Source organism: Oryzicola mucosus (assembly GCF_014534685.1).
Taxonomy (GTDB): Bacteria; Pseudomonadota; Alphaproteobacteria; order Rhizobiales; family Rhizobiaceae; genus Oryzicola; species Oryzicola mucosus.
In genome coordinates, this window is record NZ_JACVVX010000001.1 from 123,504 (window position 1) to 141,281 (window position 17,778).

Annotated in this window: 15 protein-coding genes and 1 tRNA gene; 2 read left to right on the top strand and 14 right to left on the bottom strand. The window is 61.2% G+C overall.

Annotated elements, in window-relative coordinates; all coding sequences use genetic code 11:
• Positions 1-207 precede the first annotated feature (207 nt).
• The 4 genes from rpsA to aroA form a co-directional block, all read right to left on the bottom strand.
• Positions 208-1,902 (bottom strand): 30S ribosomal protein S1, encoded by a 1,695-nt coding sequence (gene rpsA / locus ICI42_RS00640; protein WP_188162614.1) that lies wholly within the window; start codon positions 1,900-1,902, stop codon positions 208-210.
• A gap of 153 nt (positions 1,903-2,055) precedes the next feature.
• Entirely contained in the window at positions 2,056-2,706 is a 651-nt protein-coding gene (gene cmk / locus ICI42_RS00645) for a (d)CMP kinase (RefSeq protein ID WP_330999076.1), read from the bottom strand.
• Positions 2,703-3,092 carry a hypothetical protein gene (locus ICI42_RS00650; RefSeq protein ID WP_188162616.1) on the bottom strand — a complete coding sequence of 130 codons (390 nt, stop codon included), beginning with the start codon at positions 3,090-3,092 and terminating at the stop codon, positions 2,703-2,705. Before ICI42_RS00650 ends, cmk begins: the two co-directional genes overlap by 4 nt.
• Before the next feature lie 2 nt (positions 3,093-3,094).
• Positions 3,095-4,453, bottom strand: a complete 1,359-nt coding sequence (gene aroA, locus ICI42_RS00655; RefSeq protein ID WP_188162617.1) for a 3-phosphoshikimate 1-carboxyvinyltransferase — start codon at positions 4,451-4,453, stop codon at positions 3,095-3,097.
• A 195-nt stretch (positions 4,454-4,648) separates the two neighbouring features.
• On the opposite strand from aroA, the gene ICI42_RS00660 reads away from it, so the two are divergent.
• Together ICI42_RS00660 and ICI42_RS00665 are read left to right on the top strand one after the other, a co-directional pair.
• Positions 4,649-5,026, top strand: coding sequence for a TIGR02300 family protein (locus tag ICI42_RS00660; RefSeq protein WP_188162618.1), 378 nt, complete (start codon positions 4,649-4,651; stop codon positions 5,024-5,026).
• A gap of 145 nt (positions 5,027-5,171) precedes the next feature.
• Positions 5,172-5,247 (top strand) — tRNA-Ala (locus tag ICI42_RS00665).
• Between the two features lie 813 nt (positions 5,248-6,060).
• Here the strand turns inward: ICI42_RS00665 and ICI42_RS00670 are convergent.
• From ICI42_RS00670 to ICI42_RS00715, 10 genes are all read right to left on the bottom strand, one after another.
• Complete coding sequence (locus ICI42_RS00670; RefSeq protein WP_188162619.1) at positions 6,061-6,300, bottom strand: hypothetical protein; 240 nt, start codon at positions 6,298-6,300, stop codon at positions 6,061-6,063.
• 276 nt (positions 6,301-6,576) lie between these two features.
• Positions 6,577-6,942 carry a recombinase family protein gene (locus ICI42_RS00675; protein ID WP_188162620.1) on the bottom strand — a complete coding sequence of 122 codons (366 nt, stop codon included), beginning with the start codon at positions 6,940-6,942 and terminating at the stop codon, positions 6,577-6,579.
• 81 nt (positions 6,943-7,023) lie between these two features.
• Positions 7,024-7,236 carry a recombinase family protein gene (locus tag ICI42_RS00680; RefSeq protein WP_330999112.1) on the bottom strand — a complete coding sequence of 71 codons (213 nt, stop codon included), beginning with the start codon at positions 7,234-7,236 and terminating at the stop codon, positions 7,024-7,026.
• 110 nt (positions 7,237-7,346) lie between these two features.
• Positions 7,347-8,183 (bottom strand): formylglycine-generating enzyme family protein, encoded by an 837-nt coding sequence (locus ICI42_RS00685; RefSeq protein ID WP_188162622.1) that lies wholly within the window; start codon positions 8,181-8,183, stop codon positions 7,347-7,349.
• 101 nt (positions 8,184-8,284) lie between these two features.
• Positions 8,285-10,738: a beta-glucosidase gene (locus ICI42_RS00690; protein ID WP_188162623.1), complete on the bottom strand. Its 2,454-nt coding sequence runs from the start codon at positions 10,736-10,738 to the stop codon at positions 8,285-8,287.
• A gap of 15 nt (positions 10,739-10,753) precedes the next feature.
• Complete coding sequence (locus ICI42_RS00695) at positions 10,754-12,298, bottom strand: sulfatase family protein (protein ID WP_188162624.1); 1,545 nt, start codon at positions 12,296-12,298, stop codon at positions 10,754-10,756.
• 21 nt (positions 12,299-12,319) lie between these two features.
• Complete coding sequence (locus ICI42_RS00700) at positions 12,320-14,098, bottom strand: sulfatase (protein ID WP_188162625.1); 1,779 nt, start codon at positions 14,096-14,098, stop codon at positions 12,320-12,322.
• A 5-nt stretch (positions 14,099-14,103) separates the two neighbouring features.
• Entirely contained in the window at positions 14,104-14,916 is an 813-nt protein-coding gene (locus tag ICI42_RS00705; protein WP_188162626.1) for an ATP-binding cassette domain-containing protein, read from the bottom strand.
• Positions 14,913-16,676 (bottom strand): dipeptide/oligopeptide/nickel ABC transporter permease/ATP-binding protein, encoded by a 1,764-nt coding sequence (locus ICI42_RS00710; RefSeq protein ID WP_188162627.1) that lies wholly within the window; start codon positions 16,674-16,676, stop codon positions 14,913-14,915. The genes ICI42_RS00705 and ICI42_RS00710 overlap by 4 nt, the downstream gene beginning before the upstream one ends.
• Positions 16,676-17,614, bottom strand: a complete 939-nt coding sequence (locus ICI42_RS00715) for an ABC transporter permease (RefSeq protein ID WP_188162628.1) — start codon at positions 17,612-17,614, stop codon at positions 16,676-16,678. Before ICI42_RS00715 ends, ICI42_RS00710 begins: the two co-directional genes overlap by 1 nt.
• Between the last annotated feature and the right edge of the window lie 164 nt (positions 17,615-17,778).

Sequence of the window (17,778 nt, forward strand, 5' to 3'; positions counted from 1 at the left end):
TGTGAATATAATCCCATAATTGCCTGAATTGCATTATCGAGACGCCAGCGTTTACTGGATGTTTACATCTTCATCTCGCGCCTGAATTATCCATCTCAAAACTAAGCATTCCGGATCGGTTACAGCCGCAAGAAAAAACCCGCCGGATTGCTCCGGCGGGTTCGATTTGGCTGGTAGACTTCGTTTCGCAGCAGCAGTGCAGACTGCTTAGTTGCGACCCTTGAGGGCGGCGCCGAGAATGTCGCCGAGCGAAGCGCCGGAGTCGGTCGAGCCGTACTGAGCGACTGCTTCCTTCTCTTCCGCGATTTCCAGCGCCTTGATGGAGACCTGCAGCTTGCGGGTCTTCTTGTCGAAGGCGATGACGCGCGCGTCGACCTTCTGGCCAACGGTGAAGCGCTCGGGACGCTGCTCGTCACGGTCACGCGACAGGTCGGAACGCTTGACGAACGTCTCGATGCCGTGATCGACCAGACGAACCTCGAGGCCACCATCCTTCACGCCAATGACTTCGCAGGTGACGACAGCGTTCTTGCGCAGTTCGCCGGAGGCGGCCGCGTCGGCAACGGTGTCGTTCTGCATCTGCTTGATGCCGAGCGAGATGCGTTCCTTGTCGATGTCGACGTCAAGCACCTGAGCCTTGACCACGTCGCCGCGGTTGTACTCTTCGATGACCTGTTCGCCCGGACGATTCCAGTCGAGGTCGGAGAGGTGAACCATGCCGTCCACGTCGCCTTCCAGGCCGATGAACAGGCCGAACTCGGTCTTGTTCTTGACCTCGCCCTCGACCTGGCTGCCGACCGGATGGCTGCGGGCAAACGCTTCCCATGGGTTCTCAAGCGTCTGCTTGAGGCCCAGCGAGATGCGGCGCTTCGCGGGATCGACTTCCAGGACGACGACGTCGACTTCCTGGGTGGTCGACAGGATCTTGCCGGGATGCACGTTCTTCTTCGTCCAGGACATTTCCGAAACGTGGATCAGGCCTTCGATGCCCGGCTCCAGTTCGACGAACGCACCGTAGTCGGTGATGTTCGTGACCGTACCGGTGATCTTCTTGCCGATCGGGAACTTGGTGCCGATGTCGGACCAAGGATCGCTCTCGAGCTGCTTCATGCCGAGCGAAATGCGGTGTGTTTCCTGGTTGATGCGGATGATCTGCACCTTGACCGTCTGACCGATGTTGAGAATCTCGGTCGGATGGTTGACGCGGCGCCAAGCCATGTCGGTAACGTGAAGCAGGCCGTCAATGCCGCCGAGATCGACGAAAGCACCGTAATCGGTGATGTTCTTGACCACGCCTTCGACCACCTGACCCTCTTCGAGGTTCTGGACGATCTCGGAACGCTGCTCTGCACGGCTCTCTTCGAGAACGGTGCGGCGAGAGACGACGATGTTGCCGCGACGGCGATCCATCTTGAGGATCTCGAAGGGCTGCGGGTTGTGCATCAGCGGGGTGACGTCGCGGATCGGACGGATGTCGACCTGCGAACGCGGCAGGAAGGCAACGGCGCCATCCAGATCGACGGTGAAGCCGCCCTTGACCTGATTGAAGATGACGCCTTCGACGCGCTCACCCTTGGTGAACTTCTCTTCGAGCTTGACCCAGCTTTCTTCGCGGCGAGCCTTCTCGCGCGACAGCATGGCTTCGCCCAGCGCGTTTTCGATGCGCTCGACATAGACCTCGACGGTGTCGCCGACCTTCATCTGGCCGTCCTTGGCCTTGGCGCCGAATTCCTTCAGCGGCACGCGGCCTTCGACCTTCAGGCCGACGTCGATGATGGCCATGTCTTTTTCAATGGCGGTGACGATACCCTTGACGACCTGGCCTTCGCCGGAATGACCGTCGGAAAACGACTCTTCGAGCAGGCTCGCGAAATCGTCGCGGGTGGGGTTGGATTGGGACATAGTTTCTCCTGGAGAGCTTCGCATCGCGAAGCGGCGCCGTGGGTTCGTGTTGCGTTGGCCCGCCGTCTTTCCGGGATACCATCCCTCAACCGCTTCAGCGGCAGATCGGCGCAAGAAAAAGCTGGCAGGCCGGTTTGTGGGAAGACCTTGGGGTCAACCCGGTGTTTTTCCGGCCATGGCATCGTCAACGATATTTTTGGCCGAGCGAAACGCCGCTTCTATAGACATTTCCGACGTATCGAGCAAGTGCGCGTCTTCGGCAGGCTTCAGCGGGCTGTCGGCCCGGCCCATGTCGCGCTCGTCGCGCTTTTTTATGTCGCCGAGGATTTCGGAAAAATCGGCGTGTCCACCCCTTCCCTCGATGTCGCGAAGGCGGCGCAGCGCGCGGACTTCCGCGCTTGCCGTGACATAAAGCTTCACGTCAGCTTGCGGGCAAACGACGGTGCCGATGTCGCGGCCGTCGAGCACCGCGCCCTGGTCGCGGCGAGCGAATTCGCGCTGCTTTTCCACCAGGATGCGCCTTACCTCGGGAATGACGGCGACGCGGGAGGCGGCATCCGCAACCTCATGGGCGGACAACACCTCGCGGTCGAGCGCGGCGAGATCGACAAGGCCGGCCGCTTCGATGGCGCGCGAATCGTCATCGAGGGACCAAGCCTTGCTCAGCATCATCTGGGCGACCGCGCGGTAGGTCAGACCGGTATCGAGATGCGGCAGATGGTAATAGTCGGCCAGCCGCCGTGCGAGCGTGCCCTTGCCCGAAGCGGCCGGGCCGTCAATTGCGATGATGAGGTTCGTTTTCACAGCCGCTCTTTCCGGTTGCGCGCGATGATCGCCCCGACGAAATAGCCGATAATCATCCCGACGCAGGGCGGGAGCCAGAGAAACAGCCACGGCCCCCATTCGCTTTCATATTTTTGAACGGTGGCGGTGGCGACGCCGAGGTCGGGTTGTTCGACATTGAGCCGGCCGATGCCGCTGACAAAATAATACGCTATCAGCAGCAGCGGCAGTATCGCCAGCCAGACCGTAGCGGCCCTTCCGGGCCATCCCCGGGGCTGGCCGTCGACCTCCAGCAGTGCGCTGGCATAACTCGTCCTTCCCGACCAGATCAGAAATGGGAAGCCGAGCATGAGATAGAGAGCAAGGGTGGTTCCTGCGGCCGCCAGGGTATCGACGAGGTTTCCCATGCCTAGCGGTTCTCGTCCCCGCCCGAAATGAGCGCACCGAGATCGGCCATCAGCCCCATAAATTCGGGAAAGCTGGTGGCAATCATCGTCTTGTCGTCCACCGTCACCGGCTTTTCGGAGGCAAGGCCCATGATCAGGAAGCTCATGGCGATGCGGTGATCGAGATGGGTCTCGACAGCGCCGCCGCCGATGCCTTTGCCGCCGGGGATGCCGCGCACGCTGAGCGCGGTTTCGGTCTCGGTGCAATCCACACCGTTCGCCTTCAGGCCATTGGCCACAGCCGCGAGGCGGTCGGATTCCTTGACGCGCAGCTCTTCCAGCCCGTGCATGAAGGTCTCGCCCTCGGCGAAGGAAGCCGCGACCGCAAGCACCGGATATTCGTCGATCATCGAAGGCGCACGCTCAGCCGGAACCGAAACGCCTTTGAGATCGGAAGAGCGTACCCGCAGGTCGGCGACATCCTCGCCGCCGGCATTGCGCGGATTGACGATGTCGATTCGCGCGCCCATTTCGAGCAGCGTCGTGATCAAGCCGGTGCGGGTCGGGTTCATCAAAACGTTTTCGATGGTCACATCCGAGCCCGGCACGATGAGGGCGGCCACCAGCGGGAATGCGGCCGAGGACGGGTCGCCCGGCACGGCAATAACCTGACCCGTCAGATTGCCATGACCTTCGATGAAAATGTGGCGAACCCCCTGCTCGTCGGTCTCCACCTGGATGTTGGCACCGAAACCCTTCAGCATCTTTTCGGTGTGGTCGCGCGTCATGACCGGCTCGATGACGGTAGTGACGCCGGGCGTGTTGAGGCCGGCAAGCAGCACCGCCGACTTGACCTGCGCGGATGCCATCGGCACGCGATAGCTGATGGGGGTTGCCTGACGCGGGCCGCGTAGCGTCAGCGGCATACGGTCGCCAGGGGTGGCACGCAACACCTGCGTTCCCATCTGGCGCAGCGGTTCGAGCACGCGCGCCATCGGCCGCTTGGACAGCGAGGCATCGCCAATGAAGGTGACTTCCATGTCATAGGTGCCGACCAGCCCCATGGTCAGCCGAGAGCCGGTGCCGGCATTGCCGAAATCGAGCTCGGCTTCGGGCTGGAGCAGCGCGCCATTGCCGGTGCCGCGAATGATCCATTCGTCACCGCGCTTTTCCATGTGCGCACCCATCGCCCGCATTGCGGCACCCGTGCGCATGACGTCCTCGCCTTCGAGCAGGCCGGTGATGCGGGTCTCGCCGGAGGCCAGGCCTCCGAACATGAAGGAGCGGTGCGAGATCGACTTGTCGCCGGGCACACGGGCGGTGCCGGAGAGAGATTCGGACCTGCGGGCCGTGGCGGGCTGGGGAAGTGCGTCGTGCGACATCGTCGTACCTGATCAGGGATGGCCGCGTCGCGGCCGGGAGTTCGGGATTGCGGGCAGCGTCGTAGCATCGATCGGCTCGTGGGTCATCCCCCGATGCGCGCCCGGGAGACCGGCTTGTAAAGCTTTGGCATTTGCCTTTGACAGCGCCCTGTTCTGTGGTTAAGGGGACCAAACTTTTCACGATAGAGGCATGCCATGGCGAAGACCGAACTTGGCACGAAACGCATCGACCCGGAAACGGGCCGAAAATTCTACGACCTGAACAAGGACCCGATCGTCTCGCCTTACACGGGCAAGACCTATCCGCGTTCCTATTTCGACGACACCAAGGCCTCGAAGGTCGAGGAAGAGGAAATCGACGAGAAGGAAGAGGAAGATGAGGCCGCTGAAGTCGTGTCCCTCGAGGATGCCGACGAGGAAGCCAAGGGCACCGATCTACCGGATCTGGGCGACGATGACGACGATGTCGACCTCGGCGACGACGATGACGACACCTTCCTCGCCGAAGAAGAGGAAGAAGATGACGATGTGGCCGACATGATCGGCGTCGGCGACGACGACGACGATAGTTGAGCCTTTCGAGAACAATCTTGAGAAAAGCCATTTTGAAGGCTTGATCTTGGGATGAGGCGGCGCTAGAAGCCGCCTCACAAACGGCGCGGAAGACACATTCGCGCCGACCTCTTCGCCGGAAACGGCGCTGGCGCAAGCCGGGCGTGGGGCCATAGCTCAGTTGGGAGAGCGCTTGAATGGCATTCAAGAGGTCGTCGGTTCGATTCCGATTGGCTCCACCATTTCTACTCGGCCACTCCCGGCTTTTCCGAGATAACCGCATTCCGTCGACATTTCCGTAGGTTACAGGACCTCCAGCGTATCCAGTTGGCGGATATATGGGATCTTCGGGCTGTTCTTGGCATAGTTCCCGAGACCGTCTCGGTGAGGGTATTTTCCCAGCCAACACGATTCCGACGATCATTCTGTCGTGTGATGGCATGCTGCCTGGGTTCATGCACAAACTCTGCCGCGGGTAGTGTGATTGGTGGGGCAGACTAAACCTCACGACCAATGTGATCTCGGTTGAGAAGGGGCGAGATGACGCCCGGACGAGGATGCGACTTCGCTTCCCTTGATCCGACATTGCAGAGCTTGAATGCAGCGATTCGTCAGATGTTCATCACCTGCGCAATTGCGGGCTGCAGGTTTCGGCGATCAGGTGCGCGTTGAATGCGCTGCCGATCAGCTCAGCGAATCAGACTGATCTGCCCTGAGGACCGGAAGGTCATTCATGCGCAGGAAGCGCCGCCGGTTGAGACTGGCCGGTTGCGTGCCGGCTAGGATCGCCTCGGTTAATGATGGCGAGAGAAATGCCATTGGGAGAATCCGGCTGATGTGAGCGCGGTCGGTCTGGTGCAGCATTGCAATGTCGGCGGCACTGCTTTCAGGATTTTGATGCTGGTGGCGAGCACTGCGTGAGCCTGAGCGATCAAGCCGATCAGGGACATATAAGGTTTCGCTACTGCTTGCGACCCCGATGAGACAACCAGCCTGGTTTCGCCCCTCTTCCGCTTCAGGGTGATAAGAACAATGATGGCTTCAATCGCGATGGCTTAGGTTGAATGTGTCCGCTTGCTTTGTGTCTCCTGCCGTTGCACGAGCAGGTCGATCTGTGCGGCACGATCAATCTCAAATTTGATCTGGACGCGCGACAGCGTGATGCGGTGGAAGACAGTTTTACTCAATCCTGTTGATTGAACTCGTGCGGCTTCGTGGCCCTCGGTCTTACTGGTCTTTCGCAAGCGATCTGAGAGTGCTGCATTCTGAAGGCACGATGCGAGATGCTCCTGCATGCCCTCCCTCTCAAGCCACCGCGACGAGGCATGATCGATGAGACGGCGGACAAGCTCTGTTCCGACAATACCCTCGATTTTCTAAGCAGGAACCCGCCAACCATCACCTGTGGGCTTCGCCCCTGCCCCGTCGAGCTTGGCTCTGCCTAGAAGGGTGTTTGAAACGTGGGAGCGATAGCGCTTGCCGGCTTTCTTGCCGTGGGTGAGGCTAAGGCGGTTTCCGTCCTCATCGAACAAAAGCCCTGCGAGACTGTGGCGATCGCCATGGTTCTTCGGCTAGGATCGATGCTGCTTGTTGTTTGAGAGCAAAGCCTGAGCTGCATCGAATGTTGCTCGGTCGATGATCTGTGGGTGCTCACCTTCGTGGAGATCGAGCTTGTGACGAACCTTGCCGATGTAGACCGGATTCGACAGAAGGTAATAAAGGTTGCCGCGGCGGAAGGAACGAGCGAAGCGCGCACTTTCGCTTTCCGACACCGGCAGTGCCATCGCTTCGTCAGACAGTCTCGGCACCGACTTCAGTTCGAGGTAGCGCTGGAACAGCCATCGAACACGCTCAGCGTCTCGCGGATGAACCACCAGCTTCTTATCCTCTGCGCTGTAACCCAGCGGTACCACACCGCCCATCCACAGGCCCTTCATTCTTGAAGCTGCGATCTTGTAGCGGATACGCTCCGCTGTGACCTCTCGTTCGAACTGGGCAAAGACAGTAGCACGTCAGGGTCAGCCGGCCCATCGAAGTGGTGGTGTTGAACTGCTGGGTGACGGAGACGAAGGAGACGCCATGGCGATCAAGATGTCCACCATGCGTGCAAAGTCCATCAGCGAGCGGGTAAGACGGTCGATCTTGTAGACGACGATGACATCGATCTGCCCAGCCTCGATATCGGCAAGCGGCCTTTGCAGAGCCGGACGCTCCATCGTCCCGCCCGAGATGCCGCCATCAAATAGAACGGGATGTCAGGCGCCAGTACAAAAGATTGCGCTCAGGTCTTGGCGCAGGACAGTGTCTTGAACAATGCGCACCTGCGGGGCGCCCACCGAGCCTAGATGTCGTAGGCCACGCGAAAACCGGCATTGCTGGCGGCGCTATCGGCCGACAGGCCCATGCGGGCGGCAATGCGATAGCGGTAGCAATAGGAAATGTGGCACAGGAACGAGCCACCCTTGAGTACCTTTTCCGAATGCGTCAGAGCTTGCGCGTTGCGCAGCCGTGCCGGCTTTGAGAGCGAGCGGATGCGGAACGGGTCGCGGGTCCACTCCCAGACATTACCGGACATGTTGTAGAAACCCAGTGAATTGGGCGCGAAGCTTTGCGCCGGTGCGGTACGCTCATAGCCGTCGAGCATGGTGTTGAGACGCGGGAACTTGCCCTGCCAGATGTTGGCCATGACGATTTCGTCGTTGGGCTCGGCGTTCCCCCAGGGGAACCGCTTGTGCTCAGCCCCGCCACGGGCCGCGTGTTCCCATTCCGCCTCGGAGGGCAGCCGGCCCCCAACCCAGGCGGCGAAGGCGTTTGCATCGGCCCAGGAGACCTGCGTCACAGGATGGTCGAGGCGGTCCTCAACGGTACTCCCTGGACCTTCCGGCTGCCGCCAGGTGGACTGATCAATCTTGTGCCACCACGGCAATCGGGAGCCGACAGCACTTGCACCAGCAAGATGCGCTTCGTCCGAAAAAAACACCGACGACCAACCAAAGCGCTCGGCTTCAGTGACATAGCCCGTTTCCTGGACGAACGCGGCGAAGCGCTCGACAGTCACCGTCTGGGCTTCGAGGCCGAAATCTGCAAGCGTAACTTCGCGTGCAGGTCCCTCCCCGTCCTGAGGGATTTCCGGACTATCGGTGCCCACGAAGCTCTTGCCGCCCCTGACGCGGATCATATTGTGCGCCTTGCCTTTGCCTGGCTGGCTGGCCGCTGGCGGCAAAACGGCAAGCGCGTCGCTCGTGCCCAGCGACGCCCGGGATGATCCGCAGCAGGAGGTCATGGACGCTGCTCGATCCGATTGGGCAAGGCGACCCGCTCTGCGGCGATTGGGCTGGCCGCATCGGTGGCAAGGACCAGGCTGTACTCGCCGCGCTCGGCAACCCAGCGCTGGCTGCCCACGTCGAAGTAGGAAAAGGCCCGGGCATCGAGATCGATGCTGACGCGACGGGTTTCCCCTGGTTGCAGCGCCACCTTGGCAAAGCCCTTGAGTTCCCTTTCCGGGCGATCTCCCGCACCGCCATGGGGCGCGACATAGAGCTGGACTACCGTCGCCCCGTCTCGATTACCGCTATTGCTGACATCGAGGCCAACGCTGACCGCACCTGCCGCAAGGCGGCTTGTATCCACCTCAAGGGGGCCATATACGAAGGTGGTGTAGCTGAGGCCGAAGCCGAACGGAAAAAGCGGCTTGATACCCTGCTTGTCGTAGTGGCGGTAGCCGATGAAAAGGCCTTCGCGATAATGTACCTGGCCATCCTGACCCGGATAAACCAGCGGGTCCTGGCTATAGGCCGGGTTGTCGGACCAGCGTACCGGATAGGTCTGTGGCAGCCGTCCACCGGGCTCGGCCTTGCCGACGAGCACGTCAGCGATGGCGTTGCCGGCTTCCTGGCCGGGATACCAGGCCTGCAACAAGCCTGACACCGAGTTGATCCAGGGCATTTCCACCGGGCCGCCGCTTTGCAGCACCACGATCGTGTTGGGATTGGCCGTCGCCACGGCGGCGACCAGCGCATTCTGGTCGCCGGGAAGCTCAATTGCCGGCAGGTCGCTGCCCTCCGTGTCCCATTCGCCATTGCGGCCAATGAACACCAAAGCCACGTCGGCTTTTGCCGCGGTATCAGCGGCATGGGCAATATCGTCCGCCCCGAGGGGGAGGCCAATACCCATTCGAAGGGCGGCCACCCCCAGGACAGAATGATCCTTTGTCGCGAACTCTATGACAATCTTTGCCGGCCTGCCCGCCTCGAGCGCGACCTCGCCGACCACCTCGTCGCACCCTTCTTCGAAGAAGGTCTGGCCCTTGGTCCAATTGGACCAGGCGTCTGCAACCAGTTTGCCATCAACGTAAACCTTGGACAGGCCCGCCGAGGCGATGCCAACGCGGTGAATGCCGGACTGTTCGGGCACGAACTCGCCTGTCAGCCTGGCGGAAAACCTGGTAGCCGGGATCTTGCCGCCAGCAACTGAACCGACCCAGAAGGTCTCGGCTCTTTCCATGGTCTCGACCGCAACGACCTCGCCGGTCAGGTCACGATTGTCGAAGAACTGGACGGACAGCTGCGATTGCAGCAGCGGTTCAAAGCGGCTGTTGCCGCAACCGGGCGCATAGGTCAGCGCATCCACGCCGACCGCCGCGACAAGGCCTTCCCAGGGTGAGACGCGATAGTGAGGATTAAGCTGCGACGAACCGCCGCCCATGATCTGCGCGACCTTGGCATTGGGCCCAATGACGGCGATGCGCTGGCCGGGTTTTAGCGGCAGGACGTTCTGGTTCTTCAGCAGCACAGCGCCTTCGGCCCCGGCGCGACGGATCAGTTCGCGGTTTTCCGGTCGATCATCGGCGCGCTCTTCGAAGGGGCGGTGATCGTCGATGGCGCCGGTCCATTCCATCACGGACAGAATGGTACGCACACGGGTGCGGATGGTTTCGCGCGTGACTTCCCCAGCCTCGACGGCGGCGACCAGCTTCTGGCCACGATCACGCGTGGGCCCGGGCATTTCGAGATCGAGACCGGCATTGACTGTGGGGGCTGTCGAGTGCGACCCAAACCAATCCGACATGACGAGGCCATCAAAGCCCCATTCGCCACGCAGCACATCGGTCAGCAGCCAATTGTGCTCCGAAGCATAGGTGCCGTTGACCTTGTTGTAGGCGGTCATCACGCCCTTGGTGCCCGCCTTCTTCACCGCCCATTCGAAGGGGATGAGGTAGATCTCGCGCAAGGACCGCTCATCGATCACCGAGCTCATCGTGGTGCGTTCGATTTCGGATTCGTTGCCGGCAAAATGCTTGATGGTGGCAGAAACGCCATTTTCCTGCAGACCTTGGATATAGCCGAGTGCCAGTTCGGCAGTGAGCACCGGGTCTTCGGAATAGCATTCGAAATTGCGGCCATTGGTGACCGATCGCTGGATATTGACCGTGGGCGCCAGGAGCATATGGGCGTTCTTGGACTTGGTTTCCTCCGCCAATGCAGCGCCGATTTCGTGCAGCAGCGCGACATTCCAGCTGGCGCCAAGACCGACACCGACGGGGAAGGCCGTCGCCTTGACCCCGCCGACAAGGCCACCACCGCCCCGCGCGCCGTTCGGACCGTCGGAAACGCGCAGCTTGCCGATACCCAGTCGCTCAATGGTCGGCAGGGACCAGAAATCCTCGCCCGAGAGCAGGGAGACCTGCTCTTCAAGCGTCATGGCGTCGACAAATTCATCAATGCTCTTGGTCATGGGGTGCGTTCCGGTTCAGGCAGCCAGTTTGGCAAGCGCGGCTGCGCTGTCATGTTCAGGGACGTCTCCGATCTCTGCCATTTTCTGATCCAGACGGGCCAGCATGTCCTTGAAGATCGAGGCATAGGCGGGGTCGTGGGCGACATTGGTCAGCTCGTGCGAGTCGGCCTCGCAATCGAACATCTCCCACTCCGGCGGCGCACCATTCGGTCGCGCGCCCAGTTGGCCCAGGTCGTCGTTGTACCAGTAGATCAGCTTGTAGCGTTCGTTGCGGACGCCGTAATGGGCCCAGCATTCGTGGATGTCGTCATTATGCATCCAGTAGCGGTGATAGGTCAGCTGTTCCCAGTTTTCAGGCGTCCGCCCTTCGAGCACCGCGCGCATGGAGCGGCCTTGCATGTAGCTGGGCATTTGCAACCCGGCATAGTCCAGAAAGGTTGGCGCGAAATCGACGTTGCAGGCGATATCCTTGCTGGTCGATCCGGGCCTGATGGCCTTGGGATAGCGCGCGAGAAACGGCATTTGCAGCGATTCTTCGTACATGAAGCGCTTGTCGAACCAGCCGTGCTCCCCCAGGAAAAATCCCTGGTCGGACGTGTAGATGACGATGGTATTCTCGGCGAGGCCCTTCTCGTCCAGGTAATCGAGCAGACGACCGACACTTTCGTCGATGGACTGCACGGTGCGCAGATAGCGCTTGATAAAGCGCTGATACTTGAACTCGGCGAATTTCTGCGGATCATCGAAGGTGAAGTTCTGTCCCGTTTCCGAGCAGATCACGGTGATGGTTTCACCCTCCTGCAGGTCAGGAATGCGACGCATCCAGGGGATGAAGTCGAGCATCAGGGCGCCGACTTTTTCCGCCGGACCGGAGGGGGTTACGAGGCCAATGTCCTCGTAGTTCATGTCCGAGCGGATGCGCATCCGGGCTGCCGCTGCGGCGGCTGCGCGGTTGGAATAATCGTCGTTGAAGGTTTCCGGGAGGGGAATGTCTTCATCGGCGAAGAGGTGATTGTACTTCGGGTGCGGTTCGAAATGGCGATGCGGCGCCTTGTGGTGGCACATCAAAAAGAACGGCTGGTCGCCCGACTTTTCGATGAAATCCAGGCTCATGTCAGTGATGACCTCGGTGGCGTAGCCGGGGATGCGGCGGCTGCCATCGGGAAAAATGAACTTGGGATCCCAGTAATCCCCCTGCCCCGGCAAGACGGCCCATTCGTCGAAGCCGGTAGGGTTGTGGCCCTTGCCCTCGCCCATATGCCATTTGCCGAACATGCCCGTGCGATAGCCGCCCTGGCGCAAGTGCTTGGCAACATTGGGCAAACGGTTGTCTATCTCGGTATAGAGGGTCGTAACGCAGTTGACGTGATTGTAGGTGCCCGTGAGGATCGCGGCGCGGCTTGGGGTACAGATGGAGTTGGTGACATAGGTGGCGTCGTGCCGCATGCCTTCATTGGCCAGCCGATCAAGGTTGGGCGTGGAATTGAGGCCGCCGCCATACGCGGAAATAGCCCTGGCAGCGTGATCGTCGCTCATGATGAAGATGATGTTGGGGCGCATGAAAAGGTCCTGAAATATGCGTTATTCTGCAGCGACGGCGCGCAGCGACTGCTCGATATGATCGAGCCGAGCCTTGTCGAGCTGGGGCACCATGCCGGCGATTTCTACGAGAGTTTTGTCGTCGAAGATGGGGGGGATGCGGCCGCCCGTCAGCGCGGGAATGGCGTTGACAATGATGTCGCGCATGGCTGTTTCTGCTAGCAGATCGTTAACGCTGACCGTCGCAACAAAGGCGTCCCGTGCGAATTCGGAAACACGAGGTGCGATGCGCTGCCCGGCCTCCACTTGTGCCCATTGTCTTTCGACTAGAAGGTGCATTTCGGTGACCGCACCATCGGCCGGAAGCCCGAGCCGCTCGAACTGGCTGGGCGGTGCCTCATTGTCGCGCAATAGTTGGACAAGCAGCTCGGCCATGCGCAATTCGAGCGCAGCGTCGCGCAGCGGATTGGTCTGGCCCGGGTCGGTCTTGAGGTCATAGAGCAGCGTGCCGTATTCGGACGGGCCGCGCATGGTCCAACCCCGCATGCGCATCACCGGGGCGCCCTTGGTGAACGAGAAACCCGCAATGAGCTCGGCACCTTCGAACTCGGAAGGCTCAAAGCGCGACCGCATATGGGTCGGCATCAGAGTATGCTCGATGAGGGGCTGATTGGCGGGGTCTGCCGCGGCGCGCATATAGACATAGCGCCCGTCGGTGACGCTGACATGGCCACCGAAAATGCCGAAGAGGCCAGCCTCGCGCACCGGTATATCGGAAGCGACGGTGTTCCCGAGCGGCTGACCCAACATGTCGGGGGTTGGCGCGATGCCGAAGAAGTCGAGCAGCGTCGGGGCGATATCGATGGTCTGCACCAGCGCCTCACGACGCTGGCCGGCAATGCCGCTGCGAGGATCCCAGCAAAAGAATGGCGTGTGAATGGTCTCGTCATACCAGGGCATGACCGACTTGCCCCACCAGCCCCGCTCGCCCAGCATATAGCCATGGTCGGTGCAGACGATGAGCATGGTGTCCTGCCACATGTCCCTGGCGTCCATGAGGTCGAGCACGCGTCCCAGATTGGCGTCGCACATGGACAGCAGGGCCTGATAGCGGCGCTTTGCCTGTTCCGCGGTCGCCTGACTTTCGGTAACGCGGGCATAGGGCGGCCAATCAAAATCGGGCGCATTGCCGGTCTCGGTTTCAGGGTAGAGTCGGTGATACTGATCGTAGCTGAAGAATGGCTCGTGCGGATCGAAGGTTTCCAGCTGCAGCATCCAGCTATCGGCTTCGACATTGGTCTCGATGAATTCGAGACCGGCATTGAAGGTCATGCTCTGGGGATGGTCAGCTTCATCCTCAAGATAGGTCCGGTTGATACCGTCCTGGTTATGCATGCGGTACAGAACATTGCTGAGCCGTTTGCTGTCGTTTCTGTCCACCACACCCTTCCAGAGGTCCCCCTCCTGGCCGCGGAAAAATTCATAGCTCGAATAGCGGTTGTGATAGGTCGCGCCGCCATCTTCCCAATAGTGCTGATGGTCGGTGACGAGATGCGTGTAGACCCCGTTCTTGCCCAGGATTTCCGGCATGGAATCATCGAAGGGCTCGATGGGCCCCCAGGAGCGGTGCAGGAAATTATAGCGTCCGGTGTGCATTTCGCGGCGCGCCGGCATGCAGGGCATGGAGCCCGCATAGCAATTGTCGAACGTCGCGCTGCGTTCGGCCAGCCGGGCAAAATTGGGCGCATGAACCTGCGTGTCGCCGTAAGGCGGCAACATGCGTCGATTGAGGCTGTCGAACATGACAATAATGGCGCGCATGATCGTCAGGCTCCCCGAGAGAGGGCGCGCAAGGCGGCGCGGCGTTCGGCCTGCCGAACCGGGTCGGCAACCGGCGCTGCCAGCAGAAGCCGCTTGGTGTAATCGTGCTGAGGATCGGCCGTGACCTGATCGCACTCGCCAAACTCGACGATCTCTCCGCCCCGCATGACCGCAACCCGATGCGAGATGTGGCGCACCACGGACAGGTCATGACTGACGAAGAGATAAGCGACCCCCGTTCGCTCCTGGATCTCGACGAAAAGATCGAGAACCCGGGCCTGAGTCGAAAGATCGAGCGCCGACACAGGTTCATCGCAGACGATCAGATGCGGCGAGAGCGCGAGCGCCCTGGCAATGGCTATGCGCTGGCGCTGTCCGCCCGAGAACTCGCGCGGATAGCGTTGCGCCGCATCCTTGGGCAGCGCCACCTGATCGAGCAGCTTGTGCACCTGAGCCGCTGCATCGGCTTTCGCTGCCTGCCCGCGTGCCACGATCGGCTCGATCAGAATATCCTCGATGGTCATCGAGGGATTGAGCGACGTGTAGGGGTCCTGGAAAACCGCCTGGATGGATGCGGCCCTGCCCTTGCGGTCGCGGGGCGCAACCCCGCCGATGTCCTGGCCCTCAAAGACAATGCGGCCTGAACTGATCGGGCCGATACCGAGGATGGCGCGGCCAAGCGTGGTTTTGCCGGAACCACTTTCCCCCACCAGGCCCACTGTCTCACCAGGGCGGACGGTCAGGTTGATGTTCTTGAGGACGTGATGGGCACCAAAATGGGTGTTCACGCCGATGCAGTCGACAATTACATCGCTCATGCCGAAACTTCCTTGGCTTGCACGGGCCGATAGACGCGCGGCGTCACATCATCGAGCACGGCTGCGAGAAGCAGTTTGGTGTAGTCGTGCTGGGGGTCGGCAAAGAGACTCTGCACCGCACTTGTTTCGACCACACGTCCGTCGCGCATGACGGAGACCCGGTGGCATATGTCGGCCACGACGCCGAAATTGTGGGTGACGAGCACGACCGACATGTTCATCTCGGCCTGCAGATCGCGCATCAGTTCAAGCACTTCGGCCTGGACGGTCACGTCGAGGGCCGTGGTCGGCTCGTCGGCGATCAGCAGGTCCGGCTTGCAGGAAATGGCCCGGGCGATCAGCACGCGCTGCGCCATGCCGCCCGAGATCTGGTGCGGATAGGCATTGTAGGTGCGAACTGGGTCGGGCATGCCCACCCGTGCAAGGAGTTTCAGCGCACGGGCCTTGGCCTCGGCCTTGGATATGCCCAACACGGTGACCATGGGCTCGGTGAGCTGGAAGCCGATGCGGAAGGCCGGATCGAGATTGCTCATCGGCTCCTGCGGGACATAGGCGATGCGTTTGCCGCGCAGCTTCTGCATCTCGCTTTCAGGCAGATTTGCAATGTCGCGGCCATCAAACCAGATGGACCCGGAGAGGATGCGGCCGCCGGTGGAGAGAAGGCCCAGGATGGCGAACGCCGTCTGCGTCTTGCCCGAGCCGCTTTCGCCGACCAGGCCAAGCACTTCGCCGCGTCGCAGCTGCAGGGACACGCCCTTGACCACCTCGGTCCAGCCGGACTTGGTTGGATAGCCGACGACGAGTTCCCGGACGTCGAGCAGCACCGCCGCATCGTTGGGGGCTGTGCCGACGGGGTGCGGGGCTGGGGCAGGAATTTTAGGGGCCGTCGCCACTCGGTCGCCTTGCTGTAGGCGGTCGCGGATAGCGTTGGCGAGCAGCACGAAGGAGGCAACGGTGACCGAGATGGCCAGGCCGGGCCAGAGAATGGCCGTGGGCACCACGAACATATTGGCGAAGGCGTCCTGCAGCATGCCGCCCCAGGTAGGCACTGCCGGATCGCCCAGGCCCAGGAATTCAAGGCCGGCCTGAATGACAATGGAAATGCCGGCGACGATGGAAACCTGAATGATGACCGGGGCGCGGATGACCAGAAGAATATGGCGAGCGATGATCCGCATATCCGACAGCCCCGAGACGCGCGCCGCATCGACGTAGAGCTCGTGCTTGACCCCGTTCACGAGATTGCGCGTCAGGCGGTAGAAGCCGGGCGACAACATGACACCGAAGATGATCATGGACACGTGAATGGACGAGCCCAGCGACTGGTAGAATGCCAGGAGTACGATGAGGGCCGGCAGAGCCATCAGGCCGTCGGCGACCCAGCTCATGACCACCTCGCGGCGGCCACCGAAATAGCCGGCGAAGAGACCCGCCGTGACGCCGATCGCAGCGGCTACGCTAAGGGCAATCAGCGCCCCGACCAGCGTATTTTGCGTGCCGTAGACGAGGCGGCTGAAAATATCGCGTCCCGAACCGTCGCCGCCCAGCAGATAGCCATCGCCAGGCGGGGCATTGATCTTGAATATTTGCAGGTCATCGGCAGCGAAAGGCGCGATCAGCGGCGCGAAGACTGCGGCGACGATAACCAGGAGCAGCAGAAGAGCGGCGACGAGACCGAGCGGATTGGTCAGAACCGAACGGACAATGCTTTCACGGCCAGGGGCGCTGGCGGGTGCCGGGGTGGTACTTGCAGCGGACATCAGAGGCGCACCTTCGGGTTGACCCAAGCATTGGCCAGGTCGATGGCGATATTCACGATGACGACCAGAATAATCATGGTGACAACCACTCCCATGAGCACTGGAATGTCGCCCGAAAGAGCAGCCTGGACGGTGACCGAGCCGAGACCAGGAATGGCAAAGACCCGCTCGATGATCGCGGCCCCGCCAAGCAGGCCGATGAACTGCAGTGACAGCACCGTCAGCGCCGCCGGCATGGCGTTGCGCAGGGCATGGCGGAAGAGCACCGAAGACGGCTTGATGCCCCCGGCACGCAAGGTGCGCACATAGTCCTGCCGCAAGGCATCGATCATGGCGCCGCGCACCTGTTGGGACGCGGAGGCGATGCCGGAAAGGACCAGAGCGCCCACCGGAAGGGCGAGCGAGGCTAGCCAGCCGGTCGGTGAATTGAGAAAGTCGGTATAGCCGGTCGCGGGGAGCCAGCGCAGATTAAGCGCAAAGACGACTACAAGAATAAGACCCAGCCAGAAATTGGGGAGCGAAAAACCAACAACGCTGATCAGCTGGATGACGCGGTCCGCCCATCCTCCACGCACGGCGGCTACTATGCCCAGAAGGGCAGAGACAATACCGATGATGCAGATTGCCAGCACGACCATGGAAAGCGTCACAGGCAGGCGGCCGGAGAGAATTTTCGAGACGCTCTCCCCCATGGTCCAGGACATGCCGAGATCGCCGCGCACGGCCTTTGCAACCCAGGTGCCATACTGCTCGTTGAGCGGTCGGTCGATGCCGAGTTTGGCTTCGAGATCGGCAATCTGCTGGTCGGTGGCATTATCGCCCAGGATGTTCTGCGCGACATTGTCGGCGCCGCCAAAAACCAAGGCGAAGGTCAGCGTCGTGACCAGCGCCAAGAGTACCAGGCTCGAAAGCAATCTTTTGGACAGGTAACTAAGCATGGGGAAGCTGCCTCCCCGCACTTTTCGGCGCGCGGTGATTGTAGCCCCCCGCGGCGCCAGCGCCGAAAGCGATCATGATTTTTCCTCCACATGCCCCGCCGTTTTCGGCTTCGGGCGGCTCGTTGGTTCGGTGATAGCAGTTGAACCTATGCGCAGATAATGCA

Coding starts and splice junctions, on each gene's coding strand:
- ICI42_RS00700 (WP_188162625.1), bottom strand. CDS start 14,098: ATGCGCGCCATTATTGTCATGTTCGACAGCCTCAATCGACGCATGTTG.
- ICI42_RS00695 (WP_188162624.1), bottom strand. CDS start 12,298: ATGCGCCCCAACATCATCTTCATCATGAGCGACGATCACGCTGCCAGG.
- ICI42_RS00710 (WP_188162627.1), bottom strand. CDS start 16,676: ATGTCCGCTGCAAGTACCACCCCGGCACCCGCCAGCGCCCCTGGCCGT.
- ICI42_RS00650 (WP_188162616.1), bottom strand. CDS start 3,092: ATGGGAAACCTCGTCGATACCCTGGCGGCCGCAGGAACCACCCTTGCT.
- ICI42_RS00690 (WP_188162623.1), bottom strand. CDS start 10,738: ATGACCAAGAGCATTGATGAATTTGTCGACGCCATGACGCTTGAAGAG.
- ICI42_RS00705 (WP_188162626.1), bottom strand. CDS start 14,916: ATGAGCGATGTAATTGTCGACTGCATCGGCGTGAACACCCATTTTGGT.
- aroA (WP_188162617.1), bottom strand. CDS start 4,453: ATGTCGCACGACGCACTTCCCCAGCCCGCCACGGCCCGCAGGTCCGAA.
- ICI42_RS00675 (WP_188162620.1), bottom strand. CDS start 6,942: ATGAAGGGCCTGTGGATGGGCGGTGTGGTACCGCTGGGTTACAGCGCA.
- ICI42_RS00660 (WP_188162618.1), top strand. CDS start 4,649: ATGGCGAAGACCGAACTTGGCACGAAACGCATCGACCCGGAAACGGGC.
- rpsA (WP_188162614.1), bottom strand. CDS start 1,902: ATGTCCCAATCCAACCCCACCCGCGACGATTTCGCGAGCCTGCTCGAA.
- ICI42_RS00715 (WP_188162628.1), bottom strand. CDS start 17,614: ATGCTTAGTTACCTGTCCAAAAGATTGCTTTCGAGCCTGGTACTCTTG.
- ICI42_RS00670 (WP_188162619.1), bottom strand. CDS start 6,300: ATGCAGGAGCATCTCGCATCGTGCCTTCAGAATGCAGCACTCTCAGAT.
- ICI42_RS00685 (WP_188162622.1), bottom strand. CDS start 8,183: ATGATCCGCGTCAGGGGCGGCAAGAGCTTCGTGGGCACCGATAGTCCG.